Genomic DNA, 16,672 nt, shown 5'->3' with positions numbered 1-16,672 from the left:
GAGTTCCCCGCAAGGGGTGCGGCGCGAACGTGACGCGACCTACAGTTAAGGCAAGCCTCATCAAAGGAAGTTGGACGTGGGGACCTCGGCGGTCCGGGCGGCGAAAGGCCCCCGCGCGGTACTTTTGGTCGCGCTCAGCGGCGCGGCGCTGCTCGCCCTGTGCGCGCTGTCCATGGCGTACGGCGCGCTCGGCGTCCCCCTCGGCCAGGTGTGGGACACCCTCCTGGGCGACGCGCCCAACTCCCGTATCCACGACGTGGTCTGGTCGGTACGGCTGCCCCGAACCGCCCTCGGCCTCGCCACCGGCGCGGCCCTCGGCCTCTCCGGCGCGCTGATGCAGGCCCTCACCCGCAACCCGCTCGCCGACCCGGGCATCCTCGGGGTCAGCGCGGGCGCCGCCTTCGCCGTGGTCCTGTCGGTCGGCGTGCTCGGCGTCGGCTCGGTGTACGGCTACATCTGGTTCGCCTTCGCCGGGGCGCTCGCCGCCAGCGTGCTGGTCTACCTCCTCGGCGGGCTCGGCCGCTCCGGGTCCACCCCGGTCAAACTCGCCCTGGCCGGAGTCGCGGTGACCTCGCTGCTGTTCTCCCTGACCAGCGCCATCGCGCTCACCGACCCGGACGCGCTGAACCGCTACCGGTTCTGGTCCGCGGGCTCGCTCGCCAACCAGGACCAGCAGGTCCTGCTGCGCGTCCTGCCCTTCCTCACCGTCGGCGCGCTGCTCGCCCTCGCCTGCGCGCCCGCCCTCAACAGCCTCGCCCTCGGCGACGACGTGGCCAAGTCGCTGGGTCTGAAGCTGGGGCTGGTCCGCATCCAGGGCGTCATCGCCGTGACCCTGCTCACCGGTGGCGCGGTCGCCGTCATCGGGCCCGTCGTCTTCGTCGGCCTGGTCGTGCCGCACATCGTCCGCGTCCTCGCCCAGTACGCCGGGATCGGCCCCGACCACCGCTGGCTGCTGCCCCTGTCGGCCGTCCTCGCGCCCTGTCTGCTGCTCGCCGCCGACATCGCCGGACGGCTGGTCGCCCGGCCCGTGGAGATCCAGGCCGGGATCCTCGTCGCCTTCATCGGCGGCCCGTTCTTCATCGCGCTGGTCCGCCGCCGACGACTCGCGGAGCTGTGAGCCATGACCACCGACCTCAAGGGCCCGCCCCTGCCCGCGCCGCCGCGCACCGCCCGCCGCGTCACCTTCCGGCTGTCCGCGCCGCCCGTCTCCGGCGTGCTGCGGCCCCGGATGCTGACGGTGACCCTCGGGCTCGCCGCCGCCGCGTTCCTGGCGTTCTGCGTGGAGACCGCGACCGGGGACATCTCCCTGCCCCTCACCGACGTGATGCGCGCCCTCGTCGGCGCCGCCGACCCCGGCACCGAGCTGATCGTCCACGAACTGCGCCTCCCGCGTGCCCTCGCGGGTCTGCTCGTCGGCATCGCCTTCGGCGTCGCGGGCGCCCTGCTCCAGACGATGACCCTCAACCCGCTGGCCAGCCCCGACATGATGGGCCTCACCCAGGGCGCGGGCACGGCCGTCGTCGCCGGGATCGTGCTCGGCTGGGACGGCGGCCTGTCCACCCAGACCCTCGGGCTGCTCGGCGCGCTCACCGCCGCGCTGGTCGTCTACCTGCTGGCCTGGAAACGCGGCACCACCGGCTACCGCATCGTCCTCGTCGGCGTCGGCGTCGCCTGGATCTGCACCAGCGCCACGGACTTCCTCATCGCGCACGGACGGCAGTTCCAGGCGCAGGCCGCCCTCGGCTGGCTCGTCGGCAACCTCAACGGCCGCACCTGGGAGCAGATCCGGCCGCTCGCCCTGACCATGACCGTCCTGGTGCCGCTCGCCCTGCTGCTCGGGCGGCACCTGCGCACCCTGCAGCTCGGCGACGACGTCGCCCGGGGCCTGGGCACCCGCGTCCAGCTGGTGCGGGTCACCGTGCTGCTCATCGCCGTCGGCCTGGTCGCCTTCGGCACCGCCGCCGCCGGGCCGGTCGCCTTCGTCGCGCTCGCCGCGCCGCAGGTCGCCCAGCGCCTCGCCGGTACGGCGGTCCCGCCGCCGGTGGCCTCCGGGCTGACCGGCGCCGTGATGGTCCTGGTGTCCGACCTGATCGCCCGGCAGCTCGTCCCGGACACCGAACTCCCCGTCGGCATCGTCACCGGTGTGCTGGGCGCCCCGGTACTGCTGTGGCTGCTCGTCCGCGCCAACCGCGCGGGTTCAGGAGGCTGATGACGTGAAGAACCACCACGAGACCCCCTCGGACCGCCGCCCCTCGGACCTCCCCTCGGACCGTCGCCTTTCGGACCTCCCCGTGGACCGTCGCCCCTCGGACCTCCCTGCGGACCGCCGCCCGGCAGCCGGTTTCTCCGACCGCCCCGACCTGCGGGCGACGTCCCTGCGCCTGGCCTACGACGACCGGATCGTGGTCGACGGACTCGACCTCGCGATACCCACCGGCAAGATCACCGCGATCGTCGGCGCCAACGCCTGCGGCAAGTCCACCCTGCTGCGCGCCCTGGCACGGCTGCTCACCCCGAAGGGCGGCGCCGTCCACCTCGACGGGCGGGACGTGCACGCGATCCCCACCCGGGTGCTCGCCCAGCGGCTCGGCATCCTCCCGCAGGCGCCCGTCGCCCCCGAGGGGCTGACCGTGATCGACCTGGTGGGGCGTGGCCGCTCCCCGCACCAGACCTGGTGGCGGCAGTGGTCGGCCGCCGACGAGGACGCCGTGCACGAGGCGCTGCGGGCCACCGCGCTGACCGACCTCGCGCACCGCGCCGTCGACGAACTCTCCGGCGGCCAGCGGCAGCGGGCCTGGATCGCCATGGCGGTGGCGCAGGGCACGCCGGTGATGCTGCTCGACGAGCCGACGACGTATCTCGACCTCGCCCACCAGATCGACGTACTCGACCTGGTCGCGGACCTCAACCGGCTCCAGGGCCGCACCGTCGTCATGGTCCTGCACGACCTCAACCAGGCCGCCCGGTACGCGGACCACATCGTCGCCATGAAGGGGGGCCGGATCGCCGCCGAGGGCGACCCGGCCGACGTCGTCACCGCCGAGATGGTGGCGGACGTCTTCCAACTGCCGTGCGTCATCGGCGCGTGCCCGGTCAGCGGAATGCCGATGGTGGTCCCGATCAGCCGCCACCACGAGGCGGCCGTACCGGTCTCGGGCACCACCACCGGCTGAGCCGACGGCTCCTACGGACGGTCGGTCAGATAGCCGCCCATCGTGCGGAAGTACTCCGTCGCGGCGTGCTCCGCCCCGTCCTCCGTCCGCACCCGTTTCACCACCAGCCCGGGCAGCCGCCCGGAACGCGCCTCCGCCCCGGCGACGATGACGACTCCGTCGCCCTCGCGGATGAAGATCCGGCCCGGGGTGCCGCCGTAGCGGCCCTCGGAGACGGCCGCCGAGAGGATCCGCAGCCGCTGGCCGCGGTGGAAGGTGAAGGCGTTCGGGTACGGGTCCGACTGGGCCCGCACGAACCGCTCCAGGTCCTGCGCGGGCCAGGTCCAGTCGATCCGGCTGTCCCGCGGGGACCGCTTGTGGAAGAAGCTGGACCGGGAGCGGTCCTGCGGCGTCCAGACCGCACGCCCGGAGGCGATCAGGTCGAGGGAGTCGGTGACGAGCGGGCCGATCAGGTCGACCGTGCGGTGGAACAGGTCGGTCGCGGTGTCCGTCGGACCCACCGGCACGGCCCGCTGGAGCAGGATGTCACCGGTGTCGAGATCGGTGTCCATCCGGTGTGCGGTGACCCCGACCTGCTTCTCGCCGTTGATGAGCGCCCAGATCAGGGGCGAGAAACCCGCGTACGACGGCAGCAGCGAGTCATGGATGTTCAGCGTGCCGTGCGGCGGCAGGTCGAAGATCTCCGGCGGCAGCCAGGTGCGCCAGTTGTTCGCCACGATGATGTCCGGCGCGGCCTCCTTCAGCGCCCGCAGCAGTTCGTCGTCGTCGGGCCGGTTGCGCAACAGCACCGGCACACCGTGCTGTTCGGCGAGATCGGCGACCGAGTCGCTCCAGATCCTCTCGTACGCGTGGTCGCTCGTCGGGTGGGTGACGGTCAGGACCACTTCGTGCTCGGAGTCCAGCAGTGCGTGAAGCGTTCGGTGACCCCAGGTCTGGTAGCCGAACATGGCGACCCGCATATGAGCCCTCCTCAGCCATTGCTAGGTAAGGCTAACCTTATCTAACATGTGCCTGCTTGGGGGAGGCCGTGTTCCCGCTTCGGGGACGCTGTGCTCCCCTTCCTCACGGGAGGCGATGACGCGGTGACGACTCTGCACGGCGGGCCGGACTCCATCTACGACCTCTTGGGCATCGGCTTCGGCCCATCCAACCTGGCCCTCGCGATCGCGCTACGGGAACACGGCGCGACGCCGCACGAAGGGACCGGACCGCGCGTCGGGTTCCTGGAGAAACAGCCTGCCTTCGGATGGCACCGGGGCATGCTCATCGACGACGCCACCATGCAAGTGTCCTTCCTGAAGGACCTGGTGACGATGCGTGACCCCACCAGCGACTTCAGCTTCCTCTGCTATCTGCGCGACCGCGGCCGACTGGTCGACTTCCTCAACCTCAAGACCCTCTTCCCCCTGCGCATCGAGTTCCACGACTACTTCGTCTGGGCCGCGGCCCGCCTCGGTCGGTTCGTCGAGTACGGCGCCGAGGTGGTCTCCGTACGCCCCGTCACCGCGGACGGCGAGGTCCGCTTCTTCGACGTCACCAGCCGCGACCGGGAGGACCCCACCCGGCTGACCGTCCGCCGCGCCCGGAGCATCTGCGTGGCCACCGGGCTGGAACCCCACATCCCGCCCGACGCCGCCCTCTCCGAACGGGTCTGGCACAACAGCGAGTTACTGCCACGGACCACCGAACTCACCCGCTCCGGCGCCCCGGTGCGCCGCGCGGTCGTCCTCGGCGCCGGGCAGAGCGCCGCCGAGGCCGTCGACTACCTGCACCGCAGCTTCCCCGGCGCCGAGATCTGCTCCGTCTTCGCCAAGTACGGCTACACACCCGCCGACGACAGCCCCTTCGCCAACAAGATCTTCGACCCCGAGGCCGTGGACCTGTACTACGGCGCCCCGCGCGAGGTGAAGCAGTCGCTCCTCGACTACCACCGCGGCACCAACTACTCCGTCGTCGACATGGACTTGATCGAGTCCCTGTCCCGCACCATGTACCAGGAACAGGTGCAGGGGCGGCAGCGGCTGCGGATGATGAACGTCTCCCGCCTGCGCGAGGTGGTGACCCGCGACGACGACGTCCAGGTCACCGTCGAGTTCCTGCCCACCGGCGAACGCGAGACCCTCACCGCCGATCTCCTCGTCTACGCCACCGGCTACCAGCCCCAGGGCATCGGCGACAGCCTCGGCGAGATCGGCAAACTCTGTCTGCGCGACGAGGAGGACGCGCTCCGGGTCGGCCGCGACCACCGCGTGGCCACGGCCCCCAACGTCACCGCCGACATCTACCTCCAGGGCGGCACCGAACACACCCACGGCCTCACGTCGACACTGCTGTCGACCACGGCCGTGCGGGCCGGGGAGATCTGTACGTCCCTCCTGGCCCGGCAGGGCCTGGGCGCCGCGGGATAGCCGACCGGACACCCCGTCACGGCGTTGCTCCGCCGCCCGCCGAGCGGCGGAGCACTCGGCGGCGGTGCCGGACGCCGAGCCCCGCGAGCAGCAGCACGGCGCACAGTACGGCGACCGCGCCCGGCCCCGCCGCGTCCACCGCGTCGGCCAGCGCCCGCTGCACCGTGCCCGCTCCGTCGATGACCGGGTCCGTCGTCGTCGGGTCGCGCTGGACGCGGATCTCGTACCAGCCGTAGTACGCGACATACGCCCCCACCAGCACCAGCAGCCCGCCACCCAGCCGGGGCGCCACCGCACCGGCCCGGCGCAGCCGCGTCACCGCCGTGGTGCGGGTGAGCGCCACGGTCAGCGAGGCCGCGCCGACGATCAGACCCATCCCGGCGGCGTACGCCACGAAGAGGGCGACACCCTCGCCGGTGGAGCCGCCGCGGAACGCCGAGACCACGATCGCGAGGAACGGCGCGATGGTGCAGCCGAGCGACGCGGCGGCGTACGCCATGCCGAACAGCGCCATCGCCGGGACGGAGCGGCTCAGCTTCGGCGCCCGGCGCATCTTCGGGGCCAGCGCGGGCAGTTGCCGCCCGGCCAGCAGCCACCCCCCGGCCGCCGCCATCAGCACCCCGAACCCCACCGTGAACCACGGCAGCCGCTCCTGCACCTGCCCGGCGACCGGCTGCACGGCCAGTCCGAAGATCCCGAACAGCGCGGCGAACCCGAGGGTCATCGACACGGTCGCCGTCAGCGCCCGCCCGACCGCGACCGTACGGCCGGGACGGTCGTCGCCCAGCACCAGCAGTGACAGATAGGCGGGCAGCAGGGCGAAGCCGCACGGGTTGACGGCGGCCAGCATGCCCGCGCCCAGCGCGAGCGCGAGGGGCAGATCGTTCATCGCGGGTCAGCCGGTGAGCCCGGCGACCTTGCCGGACAGCCCCTCGCCGCCCGGCAGCACACCCTCGTAGACGGTCTCGCCGTCCTTGTCGAGGATGACGTAGCGGCTCTGCTCGGTCACCTCGAACCGCTTCCACACCTCGCCGTCCTCGTCGGACACATGGGGGAAGTCGCCGGTGCCGGTCTGGTCGACGAAGTCGCGCATGGCGTCGTTGGCGTCGAGGCCCGCCACGCCGACGACGTTCGCCCTGCCCTCGTACTCCTTGGCCACCTTCGCGGTCTCGGCGGCCTGGGCGCGGCACTTGGGGCACCAGGGCGCCCAGAACCACAGCACGGTCGGGCGGCCCGCGAGGGTGGCGCCGTCGAAGGGCTTGCCGTCCACGGTGGTGCCGGTGAACTTCAGCGACTCGGGGACGGCGGGGGAGTCCGCCGGGGCCTCCTCGCCGCCGGTGCTCTGCGAGGCGGCGGGCTTCGACGTGGCGGTGTCGGCCGCGCCGGAGCCGGAGTCCGAGCCGTCGTCGCTCCCGCACCCCGCGATCGTGAGCAACGCGGCGGTCAGTACGGCTGGCAGCAGAGTGCGGGTACGCATGGGCGACTCCTGTGGCTCGCTCGGGAACGAGCCGACTGTAGATCCCGTCGCCGCCGGGCGGGCCCGGCCGGGCCCTTACGGTTCGATGACATCGGCCCAGGTGAATGATCCCGCGGTGTGCATGGCCGCCGCGGCGCCGGGTACCCGGAGGCGCATGCAGTTCCATGACCGAAGGCAGGCCGGGCAGGAACTGGCCGCGCGGCTGCGCATCCTCCAGGAGAAGGGCGCGCTCGCACACCCCGTCGTGCTCGCCCTGCCCAGGGGCGGCGTCCCCGTGGCCCGTGAGGTCGCCGAGGCGCTGGAAGCCCCGTGGGACGTACTGGTCGCCCGCAAGATCGGGGCACCCTTCCAGGAGGAGCTGGGCGTCGGCGCGATCGTCGGCGACGAGCCCCCGGTGTTCGACCCCGTGACCCTCGACCGGCTCGGCCTGAGCGAGAGCGCGCTGGCCGACGTGGTGCGGCGGGAACGCACCGAGCTGCACCGCAGGGACCAGCTCTACCGGCGCGGGCGACCCCGCCCCGACCTGCGCGGACGCACCGTCATCGTGGTCGACGACGGACTCGCCACCGGAGCCACCGCACGCGCCGCCGTGCGCTGGGTGCGCGGCCAGGAGCCGGAGCAGGTGGTGCTGGCCGTGCCGGTGGCCTCCCCCGAGGCGGCCGACCTGCTGCGCACCGAGGTCGACGACGTGGTCTGTGTGACGCGGCCCAGCGGCTTCATGGCCGTGGGCGCCTGGTACGAGAACTTCGACCAGCTGACGGACGACGACGTACTGGCGGCCCTGGAGGACGGCTGAGGGGTGAACGGCCCGATGACAGGCCCCGGAGCGGTCGGCACGGTGATCGTCGGCGTCGACGACACCTCGTACTCCTGGCTCGCGGCGCAGTGGGCGGCGGCCGAGGCCGGGGTGCGTGGCGACGTGCTGCGCATCGTGCACGCGGTCGGCGCCAGCGACGCGGAGAGCGAGGCGCGCGTCCTCGACGCGGCGGCGGGCGTGCTCGACGACGCCCGGGTCAGGATCGCCGCCGTCCGGCCCACCGCCCGCATCGACACCGTCCTGGCCCGCGACGACGCCGCGGACGCCCTGCTCGCCGCCGCGTGCGACGCCGACCTGATCGTGGTCGGCACCCGGGGCCGCGGCGGCTTCGCCGGTCTGCTGCTCGGCTCGGTGAGCCTGAAGGTGGCCGCGCACGCCGACTGCCCGGTGGTGATCGCGCGCGGCCACACGGAGGGGGCCCTGGACGGTGACGTCGTCGTGGGCGTCCGGGACGCGGGCGACGAGGACGCCGTGCGCTTCGCCCTCGCCGAGGCGCAGCGGCGCGGGTCCGCCGTCCGGCTGGTGCACGCCTGGACGCCCCTGGTGCGCTCCGGGCTCGCGATGCCCCAGCCTCCGCGACTGGACGACGAACAGCGCCTGCACGAGCAACTGCTGAACCACGCCGCCCGCCCGGTCGCCGAGTACCCGGCGGTGCACGTCGACACCGAGCTGAGCATCGGCCCGCCCGCCGCCGCCCTCGTCGAGGCCTCGGCACGGGCGGCCCTGGTGGTGCTGCCCCGGCACCCGCCCCGAGGGCTCGGGCTGCGGCTGGGCTCCGTGGTGCACGCCGTACTGCACCACGCGAACTGCCCCGTCGCCGTCGTGCCCACCGTCCCCGACTGACCACGGCTGGCGAGGACACGATGAACGCGACCCAGGCCGCCCGGACCCGGCCCGTCGAGGAGCGGCCCTACCGCTACCGCGTCGAACGGCACGGCGCCATGCGCGTACCCGGCGTCGTGTTCGCCTCCCCGGGACTGCTCGCCGACGCCGAGCAGTCCCTCGCCCAGGTGGAGAACGTCGCCACCCTCCCCGGCATCGTCGGCGCCTCGTACGCCATGCCCGACATCCACTGGGGCTACGGCTTCCCGATCGGCGGCGTGGCCGCGACCGACATCGCCGAGGGCGGCGTGGTATCGCCCGGCGGCGTCGGCTTCGACATCTCCTGCGGGGTACGGCTGCTCGCCGCCGACTGCGACCGGCGCGCCCTGGGACCCGCCCTGCGGGAGGTGATGGACGGTCTGGACCGCGCCATCCCGCGCGGCGCGGGCCCCGGCGGCGTCTGGCACCTCAGCGGCCCCCGGCAACTGGAGCGCATCCTCAGCGGCGGCTCCCGGTACGCCGTCGAGGAGGGCCACGGCGAGGAGCGCGACCTCGTCCGCTGCGAGGACGGCGGCGCGGTCGCCGACGCCCAGGTGACCGAGGTCGGCGAGCGGGCCCGGGAGCGCGGCCTCGGGCAGGTCGGCAGCCTCGGCTCCGCCAACCACTTCCTGGAGGTCCAGGAGGTCGTCGAGGTCTACGACACCGCCGCCGCGACCGCCTTCGGCATCGCTTCCGGCCAGGTCTGCGTCATGATCCACTGCGGCTCCCGGGGCCTCGGCCACCAGATCTGCACCGACCACGTCCGCCTGATGGACCGCGCCATGACCCGCTACGGCATCACCGTCCCCGACCGGCAGCTGGCCTGCACCCCCGTGGAGTCGCCCGAGGGCCGCGCCTACCTGGGCGCGATGGCCGCCGCCGCCAACTACGGCCGGGCCAACCGCCAGCTCCTGTCGGACGCGACGCGCCGCGTCTTCCGGCGGGCGGCCGGGGTCAGTCTCTCCCTGGTGTACGACGTCTCGCACAACCTCGCCAAGCTGGAGACCCACGAGGTGGACGGCGCCCGGCGCGCCCTGTGCGTGCACCGCAAGGGCGCCACCCGCGCCTTCCCGCCCGGCCACCCCGACCTCCCCGACGACCTGCGCCCGACCGGCCAGCCGGTTCTCATCCCGGGCACCATGGGCACCGCCTCCTACGTCCTCGCCGGGGTGCCCGGCGGCGACGCCTTCCACTCCACCTGCCACGGCGCCGGTCGCCGCATGAGCCGCCACCAGGCCGCCCGCACCGTCACCGGCCGCGAACTCCGCGCCCGTCTGGAACACGCGGGCATCGCCGTCCGCCCCCGCTCCTGGCGCGGCTTGTCGGAGGAGACCCCGGAGGCCTACAAGGACGTCGGCGAGGTGGTCGCGGCGAGCGAGGGCGCGGGGCTGTGCCGCACGGTGGCGCGGCTGGTGCCGGTGGGGGTGGTGAAGGGCTGAGGGGCCGCGGAAGCCTCACGCGTCAATGGGGCCGCGGAAGCTTCACGCGTCCATGGGCCTGCGGAGGCCGCACACGTCCATGCGCCCGCGCACGCCTCACGCATCCATGGGCCCGAGGCCGCTGCACGCCCGCGCACGCCTCACGCGTCCATGGGCCCGAGGCCGCCGCACGCCCGCGCACGCCTCACGCGTCGATGGTCACCCCGCACGACCACCCGTACGCGTCCGGCCCCATCCGCAGCTCGTGCCACGACACCGCCTTCGGCACCGCCCCCGTGATCTCCACGTCCGACAGCCCGGCGACCGCGAGCCGCACCTCCACGGCCCCGGCCCCGCCCTCGGCCGCCGCGACGTCCACGGGCACCTGACCGTGCACCTCCATCCGGAAGATGACCTCGTCCAGCAGCCCGGCGAGCAACTCCTCGTCCCCGTCCCCGGCCAGCCGTACCCGCCGCACCGCCGCGGGCCGTGCCCCCGCCACGTCGGCGAAGCACTCCACCATCCCCCGCACCGCCTCCACCAGGCAGCCCTCCCGGCTCGCGCCCCACGCCTCGATGCGCAGGTCCGCGGTGTGCGGCAGCGCACGGTGCCCGCTCACGCCCTGCCGCCGCGCCTCCACCACGTCGTCCGGATCACCGACCATGCCCCCCGACTGCCCATCCGGTCCCGTTCCACACCCGCGCGGCGTCAGCCCAGCGCCCGGTCCAGGTTGAAGGCCGCGCTGATCAGCGACAGATGGGTGAACGCCTGCGGGAAGTTGCCCTGCTGCTGCCCGGAGTGGCTGATCTCCTCGGCGTACAGGCCGAGATGGTTGGCGTACGTCAGCATCTTCTCGAAGGCGAGCTGCGCCTCCTCCACCCGCCCCGCGCGGACCATGGCCTCCACGTACCAGAACGAGCAGATGGAGAACGTGCCCTCGTCGCCGCGCAGGCCGTCGGGGCTGATCCGCGGGTCGTAGCGGTAGACCAGCGAGTCGGAGACCAGTTCCTCGGTGAGGGCGTCCAGGGTGGACAGCCACTTGGGGTCGGTGGGCGCGATGAACTTGGCCAGCGGCATCATCAGCACCGCCGCGTCCAGCACCTCGCAGTCCTCGTGCTGGACGAAGGCGCCCCGGCTCTCGCACCAGCCCCGGCACATGATCCGCCGGTAGATGGTGTCCCGGCAGGTCTGCCAGCGCGGCAGGTCGGCGGGGAGCCCGCGCCGGTTGGCCATCCGGACGGCCCGCTCGATCGCCACCCAGCACATCAGCCGGGAGTAGAGGAAGTTCTTGCGCCCGCCCCGGGTCTCCCAGATGCCCTCGTCGGGCTGGTCCCAGTGCTCGCACACCCAGTCCACCAGCGCGCACACGTCGTCCCACTGGTCGCTGGAGATGGGCTCGGCCCATTTGTCGTAGAGGTAGATGGAGTCGATGAGGGCGCCGTAGATGTCGAGCTGGAGCTGCTCGGCGGCGGCGTTGCCGACCCGCACCGGCGCCGAGCCCTCGTGTCCCTCCAGGTGGGGGAGTTCGCGTTCGGGCAGTTCGGTGCGGCCGTCGATGCCGTACATGATCTGCAGCGGGCCCGACGGCTTGCCGTCGCCGGAGCTGATGTGCCGGGTCACGAACCGCATGAACTGGGCGGCCTCGCTGGTGAAGCCGAGCCGCAGCATGGCGTACACACAGAAGGCGGCGTCGCGCACCCACACGTACCGGTAGTCCCAGTTCCGTTCGCCGCCCAGGTGCTCGGGCAGGCTGGTGGTCGGCGCGGCCACGATCGCGCCGGTGGGCGCGTAGGTGAGCAGCTTCAGGGTGAGCGCGGAGCGGTGCACCATCTCCCGCCAGCGGCCCCGGTACTTCGAGGCGGACAGCCAGCGCCGCCAGTACGCCACCGTCTGGCCGAACTGCTCCTCGGCCTCCGCGATCGGACACCGGCGCGGCGCCACCTCGCCGCTGACCTGGTCCAGCGCGAACACCGCCGTCTCACCCTCGGAGAGCTTGAAGTCGGCCCGCGCGTCGGCGCCGTCGACCTCCAGCGGCACCGTCGCGGTCAGGCCGAGGGAGAGGGAGACGGACTCGAACAGCGCCACGTCGTCCACCAGGCGCAGGGTGTGCGGCTGCCCGCCGTACTCGAAGCGGGGGGCCACCCGGGCCCGGAACGGCAGCGAGCCGCGTACGCACAGCACCCGCCGGATCAGCCGGTGCCGTTCCGACTCCGCCGAGTCCTCGCTGACCGGCATGAAGTCCTGCACCTCACCGACGCCGTCCTCGGTGTAGAACCGGGTGATCAGGACGTTGGTGTCGGGGAAGTAGAACTGCTTGGTCCGCGCCGCCCCACCGGCCGCCAGCTCGAAGCAGCCGCCCCGGTCGGCGTCCAGGACCGTGGCGAAGACGCTGGGCGCGTCGAAGGACGGACAGCAGTACCAGTCGATCGTCCCGTCCGTCCCCACCAGCGCGACGCTGCGCAGATCCCCGATCAGCCCGTGCTCGGCGATCGGCAGATACCGTCGCCGCTCCGTGCCGTCCCCCGGTGTCCCGACCATCGCCGCCTCCCAGGCCCGACCGATCGCACCACGCGCGTGGCTTCCAGCTTAGGGCCGTCCGGCGGAGCACGCCGTGGACGTGAGGGCCTGGCCCCGTGCCCCGCCCACCGGCGCTGACAACGTGCCGCCGACTTCCTGCGCCCTGCTCCGCCGGACGGGCCCTGGGCGCCGCCGGTCCGCGCGGTCCCGCTCAGACCGCGACGACCTCGACCCCCGCCTCCTCGAAGCGGCGGACCGTGTCCGCGTCCACCGCCACGTCCGTGACCAGGGTGTCCACCGCCTCGGTGGCGCAGATGCGGGCGAACGCGCGCCGTCCCAGCTTGCTGGAGTCGGCGGCGACCACCACCCGCCCGGCGCGCTCGCACAGCAGCCGGTTGATCGCGGCCTCCGCCTCGTCGTGGGCGGCGGCGCCGTGGGTGACGTCGAGGGCGACCACGCCGAGCACCGCCACATCGAGGGTGATCTGGCCGAGCACCCCGTCCGCGAGCGGCCCGATCAGCTCGTACGACTGGGCCCGCGCCACCCCACCGGTCACCACGATCTTGAACTGGGGCCGCACGGCCAGCTCGTTGGCGATGTTGAGGGCGTTGGTCACCACGGTCAGCGCGGGCGAGCCCGACGCCAGGTCGGCGCGCACGGCGAGGGCGCGCGCCACCTCGGTGGTGGTCGTGCCGCCGGTCAGCCCGACCGCCTCACCGGGCGCGACCAGCCCGGCCACCGCCGCCGCGACGCGCTGCTTCTCGGAGGCGTGACGCGCGGTCTTGTAGCGCAGCGGCAGCTCGTACGACACCCCGTGCACGACCGCGCCGCCCCGGGTACGTACGAGCATCTGCTGTTCGGCGAGCTGGTCGAGGTCGCGGCGGATCGTCGCCGCCGACACCGCCAGCTCGGCCGCGGCCTCCTCGACGTCCAGTCGGCCCCGCTCGACGAGCAGTTCCAGCAGCGCCTTCCAGCGGGCGTCCCGCGACATGGGCAACGTCCTCCCGGGATCTTGTCTCCGGCGACCCTAGCGCAGCACCCCCACGCCGGTCCGCATGCTTGATGATGCTCGAAAGTCGGCGCTATCTTGCAGAAACAAGCATCGCCGGAGAGGGGGCACACGGCATGACCCATGCCGAGGACGAACTGAACAGCCAGCCCGAGTGCTGGGAGCGCGCCGCACACGAGGCGCACCGGCACCGCGCGGTGCTCCCGGCACCGGGGGAGCGGGTCGCGATCGTCGGCTGCGGCACCTCGTACTACATGGCGCAGGCCGCCGCGGCGCTGCGCGAGGACGCGGGCCACGGGGAGACCGACGCGTTCGCCGCCTCGGAGTTCCCGCACCACCGCCGCTACGACCGGGTCCTGGCCCTCACCCGCTCCGGCACCACCACCGAAGTGCTGGACCTGCTCGGCGGGTTGCGGGGCGACGGCCGTACGACCGCGATCACCGCCGACCCGCACACCCCCGTCACGGCAGCCGCCGACGACCTCGTCGTCCTGGACTTCGCGGACGAACGCTCCGTCGTCCAGACCCGGTTCGCCACCAGCGCGCTCACCCTGCTCCGCGCCCACCTCGGCCTGCACACCGACGCGGCCGTCACCGACGCCCGCGCCGCGCTCGCCGACGCACTGCCCGAAGGGCTCGTGCGCCGCACCCAGTTCGCGTTCCTCGGCCGGGGCTGGACCGTGGGCCTGGCTTACGAGGCCGCGCTGAAGATGCGGGAAGCCGCCCTGGCCTGGACGGAGGCCTACCCCGCGATGGAGTACCGGCACGGCCCCATCAGCATCGCCACCGCCACCACCGCGACCTGGATGCTCGGCCCGGCCCCCGCCGGACTCGCCGACCAGGTGCGGGCCACCGGCGCCACCTGGGTGCACGAGGACCTGGACCCGCTCGCCGCCCTGGTCCGCGCCCAGCGCCTCGCGCTCGCCGTCGCCGCCGCCCGCGGCCTCGACCCGGACCGGCCCCGCCACCTCACCCGCTCGGTCGTGCTCCCGGCCCCGGACGGGGAGCGCCCGTGCCCCTCGTGACCACCGGCGAACTCGTCACCGCCGCCGCGGCGGCCCACCGCGCGGTCGCCGCCTTCAACATCATCACCCTGGAGCATGTCGAGGCCGTCATCGCCGGGGCCGAGACCGCCGCCGAACCCGTCGTCCTCCAGGTCAGCGAGAACGCCGTCAGGTTCCGCTACGGACGGCTCCTGCCGCTGGCCCGCGCCGCCGTCGCCGCCGCCGAACGGGCCGCCGTGCCCGTCGCCCTGCACCTCGACCACATCACCAGCGACGCCCTGCTGCGGCAGGCGCCGGACGCCGGGTTCAGCTCCGTGATGTACGACGCGGCCCGGCTGCCGTACGCCGAGAACCTCGCCGCCACCCGTGCCGCCGCCGACTGGGCCCACGCCCAAGGCCTCTGGATCGAGGCGGAGTTGGGGGAGGTCCGGGGCAAGCACGGCGCGCCCCCGCTCGACCCGCACGCCGCCGGCGCGCGCACCGACCCCGCCGAGGCCAAGGCCTTCGTCGCCGCCTCCGGCGTGGACGCCCTCGCCGTCGCCGTCGGCAGCAGCCACGCCATGACCACCCGCACCGCCGCCCTCGACCACGCCCTGCTCCACCAACTCGCCGCCGCCGTCGACGTACCCCTGGTCCTGCACGGCTCCTCCGGGCTCCCGGACGGCGAACTGCGGGCGGCCGTCGCGGGCGGCATCACCAAGGTGAACATCGGCACCGCCCTCAACCTCGCCATGACCGGCGCGATCCGGTGCTTCCTCGCCGACCACCCCGAGGCCGCCGACACCCGCACCTACCTCAGCGTCGGCCGCGAGGCGATGGCCCGCACGGTCACGGAGACCGTCCGCACCCTCGCTACCGCTTCACCGCCCTGAGCACCACGAACTTCGGGTCACTGGCGACCAGCCGACTGTTGCCGAACAGCCGCCGCAGCTTCATGTGGTAGCCCAGATGCCGGTTGCCGATCACCCACAGCTCGCCGCCCGGCCGCAGCGCCCGCCGCGCGCCGGTGAACATCCGCCACGCGGTCTCGTCGGTGGTCGCCTGGTGCGAGTGGAACGGCGGATTGTTCAGCACGACGTCCACACTGCCCGTCGGGACCCCGGCCAGCCCGTCCCCGACCCGGAACTCCGCGTGCCCGGGAACCCCGTTCGCCTTGTACGTCGCCTCCGCCGACGCCACCGCCTGGAACGACTCGTCCACGAACAGCACCTCGGCCGCCGGATCCGCCAGCGCCACCGCCGTCCCCACGACACCGTTGCCACAGCCCAGGTCCACCACCCGGCGCGCGCCCCGGGTGTCGGGCAGGTGCTGGAGGAAGAACCGGGTGCCGATGTCGAGCCGGTCGGCGCAGAACACCCCGGCGTGGTTGACGACCGTGCGCCCCGACACCGAACCGAGCCCGTCCGGGACCGGGTAGCTGTACGGCCACGGGTTGCCGGGCCGCCGTAGCGCCGGGTCCGGCGTGCAGAAGATCAGCCGGGCCTTCTTCTCGGCGAGGGAGGTGCGGGTCGGGCCGAGGATCCGCTCGAACAGCCTCAGCGTGGAGGTGTGGATCTCCTTCACCATGCCGGTGCCGACGACCACCGTGCCCGGGTGGACGGCGGGCGCCAGCCGCAGCAACTGGTCCTCCAGCAGCGCCAGGCTCCTGGGCACCCGCACCAGCAGCACGTCGATCCGCTCCGGCGGCGCGTCCTGCGTGGTCAGCAGCCGCACCGCGCCGGTCTCGGCACCGGCCCGGGCGAGGTTCGCGCGGGTCGCCTCCTGGGTCAGGAAGGAGTCGGTGATCTGCGTCGGGTGGTGCGCCGCGAGCGCCGTGGCCAGCGCCCCCCAGCGGTCGCCGACGACCACGACCGTGCCGGACAGCGGCACGTCCTCGGCCGCGAGATGTCTGAGCAGATACTCGTCGGAGGCGTCCCAGGCGCGCAGGCGGGCCCGCGGGTCCTCGGGAAAACGGGTGAGCGCGAGGTCGCCCCAGGGCGTCGGCATAC

The 16,672-nt window shown here is 73.6% G+C and carries 16 protein-coding genes; 9 read left to right on the top strand and 7 right to left on the bottom strand.

The window, feature by feature from the left end; translation table 11 throughout:
- Positions 1-76 precede the first annotated feature (76 nt).
- The 3 genes from ACFVQG_RS01875 to ACFVQG_RS01865 all read left to right on the top strand — a co-directional run bounded on the left by ACFVQG_RS01875 (position 77) and on the right by ACFVQG_RS01865 (position 3,173).
- The gene (locus ACFVQG_RS01875; protein ID WP_383375673.1) at positions 77-1,117 is read left to right on the top strand and encodes a FecCD family ABC transporter permease; all 1,041 of its coding nucleotides are present in this window, start codon (positions 77-79) and stop codon (positions 1,115-1,117) included.
- Positions 1,118-1,120: 3 nt separating this feature from the next.
- Positions 1,121-2,209, top strand: coding sequence for a FecCD family ABC transporter permease (locus ACFVQG_RS01870; protein ID WP_383375671.1), 1,089 nt, complete (start codon positions 1,121-1,123; stop codon positions 2,207-2,209).
- Positions 2,210-2,360: 151 nt separating this feature from the next.
- Complete coding sequence (locus ACFVQG_RS01865) at positions 2,361-3,173, top strand: ABC transporter ATP-binding protein (protein ID WP_383376500.1); 813 nt, start codon at positions 2,361-2,363, stop codon at positions 3,171-3,173.
- 11 nt (positions 3,174-3,184) lie between these two features.
- On the opposite strand, the gene ACFVQG_RS01860 is transcribed toward ACFVQG_RS01865, so the two are convergent.
- Positions 3,185-4,132 carry a methionyl-tRNA formyltransferase gene (locus ACFVQG_RS01860; RefSeq protein ID WP_383375668.1) on the bottom strand — a complete coding sequence of 316 codons (948 nt, stop codon included), beginning with the start codon at positions 4,130-4,132 and terminating at the stop codon, positions 3,185-3,187.
- A gap of 123 nt (positions 4,133-4,255) precedes the next feature.
- Between ACFVQG_RS01860 and ACFVQG_RS01855 the strand changes: the two genes are divergently transcribed.
- On the top strand, positions 4,256-5,581 hold the full coding sequence (locus ACFVQG_RS01855; RefSeq protein ID WP_383375666.1) for a lysine N(6)-hydroxylase/L-ornithine N(5)-oxygenase family protein: 1,326 nt from the start codon (positions 4,256-4,258) through the stop codon (positions 5,579-5,581).
- 16 nt (positions 5,582-5,597) lie between these two features.
- On the opposite strand, the gene ACFVQG_RS01850 is transcribed toward ACFVQG_RS01855, so the two are convergent.
- The gene (locus ACFVQG_RS01850; protein ID WP_383375664.1) at positions 5,598-6,470 is read right to left on the bottom strand and encodes a cytochrome c biogenesis CcdA family protein; all 873 of its coding nucleotides are present in this window, start codon (positions 6,468-6,470) and stop codon (positions 5,598-5,600) included.
- Positions 6,471-6,476: 6 nt separating this feature from the next.
- Complete coding sequence (locus tag ACFVQG_RS01845) at positions 6,477-7,058, bottom strand: redoxin family protein (RefSeq protein WP_383375662.1); 582 nt, start codon at positions 7,056-7,058, stop codon at positions 6,477-6,479.
- Between the two features lie 154 nt (positions 7,059-7,212).
- On the opposite strand from ACFVQG_RS01845, the gene ACFVQG_RS01840 reads away from it, so the two are divergent.
- The 3 genes from ACFVQG_RS01840 to ACFVQG_RS01830 are packed head-to-tail and all read left to right on the top strand — an operon-like array spanning position 7,213 to position 10,175.
- Entirely contained in the window at positions 7,213-7,854 is a 642-nt protein-coding gene (locus ACFVQG_RS01840; protein ID WP_383375660.1) for a phosphoribosyltransferase, read from the top strand.
- A gap of 15 nt (positions 7,855-7,869) precedes the next feature.
- Positions 7,870-8,718: a universal stress protein gene (locus ACFVQG_RS01835; RefSeq protein WP_383375658.1), complete on the top strand. Its 849-nt coding sequence runs from the start codon at positions 7,870-7,872 to the stop codon at positions 8,716-8,718.
- A gap of 20 nt (positions 8,719-8,738) precedes the next feature.
- The gene (locus tag ACFVQG_RS01830) at positions 8,739-10,175 is read left to right on the top strand and encodes an RtcB family protein (protein ID WP_383375656.1); all 1,437 of its coding nucleotides are present in this window, start codon (positions 8,739-8,741) and stop codon (positions 10,173-10,175) included.
- Between the two features lie 184 nt (positions 10,176-10,359).
- Here the strand turns inward: ACFVQG_RS01830 and ACFVQG_RS01825 are convergent, their stop codons facing one another.
- The 3 genes from ACFVQG_RS01825 to ACFVQG_RS01815 form a co-directional block, all read right to left on the bottom strand.
- Positions 10,360-10,818, bottom strand: a complete 459-nt coding sequence (locus ACFVQG_RS01825; RefSeq protein WP_383375654.1) for an archease — start codon at positions 10,816-10,818, stop codon at positions 10,360-10,362.
- Positions 10,819-10,862: 44 nt separating this feature from the next.
- On the bottom strand, positions 10,863-12,692 hold the full coding sequence (locus ACFVQG_RS01820) for a glycoside hydrolase family 15 protein (RefSeq protein ID WP_383375652.1): 1,830 nt from the start codon (positions 12,690-12,692) through the stop codon (positions 10,863-10,865).
- Between the two features lie 190 nt (positions 12,693-12,882).
- Positions 12,883-13,662, bottom strand: a complete 780-nt coding sequence (locus ACFVQG_RS01815; protein ID WP_383375650.1) for a DeoR/GlpR family DNA-binding transcription regulator — start codon at positions 13,660-13,662, stop codon at positions 12,883-12,885.
- Between the two features lie 134 nt (positions 13,663-13,796).
- Between ACFVQG_RS01815 and ACFVQG_RS01810 the strand changes: the two genes are divergently transcribed.
- Together ACFVQG_RS01810 and ACFVQG_RS01805 are read left to right on the top strand one after the other, a co-directional pair.
- The gene (locus ACFVQG_RS01810; RefSeq protein WP_383375648.1) at positions 13,797-14,705 is read left to right on the top strand and encodes an SIS domain-containing protein; all 909 of its coding nucleotides are present in this window, start codon (positions 13,797-13,799) and stop codon (positions 14,703-14,705) included.
- Positions 14,693-15,556, top strand: coding sequence for a ketose-bisphosphate aldolase (locus tag ACFVQG_RS01805; protein WP_383375646.1), 864 nt, complete (start codon positions 14,693-14,695; stop codon positions 15,554-15,556). Before ACFVQG_RS01810 ends, ACFVQG_RS01805 begins: the two co-directional genes overlap by 13 nt.
- Here the strand turns inward: ACFVQG_RS01805 and ACFVQG_RS01800 are convergent.
- Positions 15,537-16,670, bottom strand: a complete 1,134-nt coding sequence (locus ACFVQG_RS01800) for a methyltransferase (RefSeq protein WP_383376498.1) — start codon at positions 16,668-16,670, stop codon at positions 15,537-15,539. The genes ACFVQG_RS01805 and ACFVQG_RS01800 overlap by 20 nt on opposite strands.
- Positions 16,671-16,672: the final 2 nt, after the last annotated feature.

Source organism: Streptomyces sp. NPDC057877 (assembly GCF_042796855.1).
In the GTDB taxonomy this organism is placed as follows: domain Bacteria; phylum Actinomycetota; class Actinomycetes; order Streptomycetales; family Streptomycetaceae; genus Streptomyces.
This window is presented reverse-complemented; position numbering and strand designations above follow the sequence as displayed.

Coding starts and splice junctions, on each gene's coding strand:
- ACFVQG_RS01840 (WP_383375660.1), top strand. CDS start 7,213: ATGCAGTTCCATGACCGAAGGCAGGCCGGGCAGGAACTGGCCGCGCGG.
- ACFVQG_RS01835 (WP_383375658.1), top strand. CDS start 7,870: ATGACAGGCCCCGGAGCGGTCGGCACGGTGATCGTCGGCGTCGACGAC.
- ACFVQG_RS01800 (WP_383376498.1), bottom strand. CDS start 16,670: ATGCCGACGCCCTGGGGCGACCTCGCGCTCACCCGTTTTCCCGAGGAC.
- ACFVQG_RS01850 (WP_383375664.1), bottom strand. CDS start 6,470: ATGAACGATCTGCCCCTCGCGCTCGCGCTGGGCGCGGGCATGCTGGCC.
- ACFVQG_RS01860 (WP_383375668.1), bottom strand. CDS start 4,132: ATGCGGGTCGCCATGTTCGGCTACCAGACCTGGGGTCACCGAACGCTT.
- ACFVQG_RS01825 (WP_383375654.1), bottom strand. CDS start 10,818: ATGGTCGGTGATCCGGACGACGTGGTGGAGGCGCGGCGGCAGGGCGTG.
- ACFVQG_RS01815 (WP_383375650.1), bottom strand. CDS start 13,662: ATGTCGCGGGACGCCCGCTGGAAGGCGCTGCTGGAACTGCTCGTCGAG.
- ACFVQG_RS01810 (WP_383375648.1), top strand. CDS start 13,797: ATGACCCATGCCGAGGACGAACTGAACAGCCAGCCCGAGTGCTGGGAG.
- ACFVQG_RS01820 (WP_383375652.1), bottom strand. CDS start 12,692: ATGGTCGGGACACCGGGGGACGGCACGGAGCGGCGACGGTATCTGCCG.
- ACFVQG_RS01830 (WP_383375656.1), top strand. CDS start 8,739: ATGAACGCGACCCAGGCCGCCCGGACCCGGCCCGTCGAGGAGCGGCCC.
- ACFVQG_RS01845 (WP_383375662.1), bottom strand. CDS start 7,058: ATGCGTACCCGCACTCTGCTGCCAGCCGTACTGACCGCCGCGTTGCTC.
- ACFVQG_RS01870 (WP_383375671.1), top strand. CDS start 1,121: ATGACCACCGACCTCAAGGGCCCGCCCCTGCCCGCGCCGCCGCGCACC.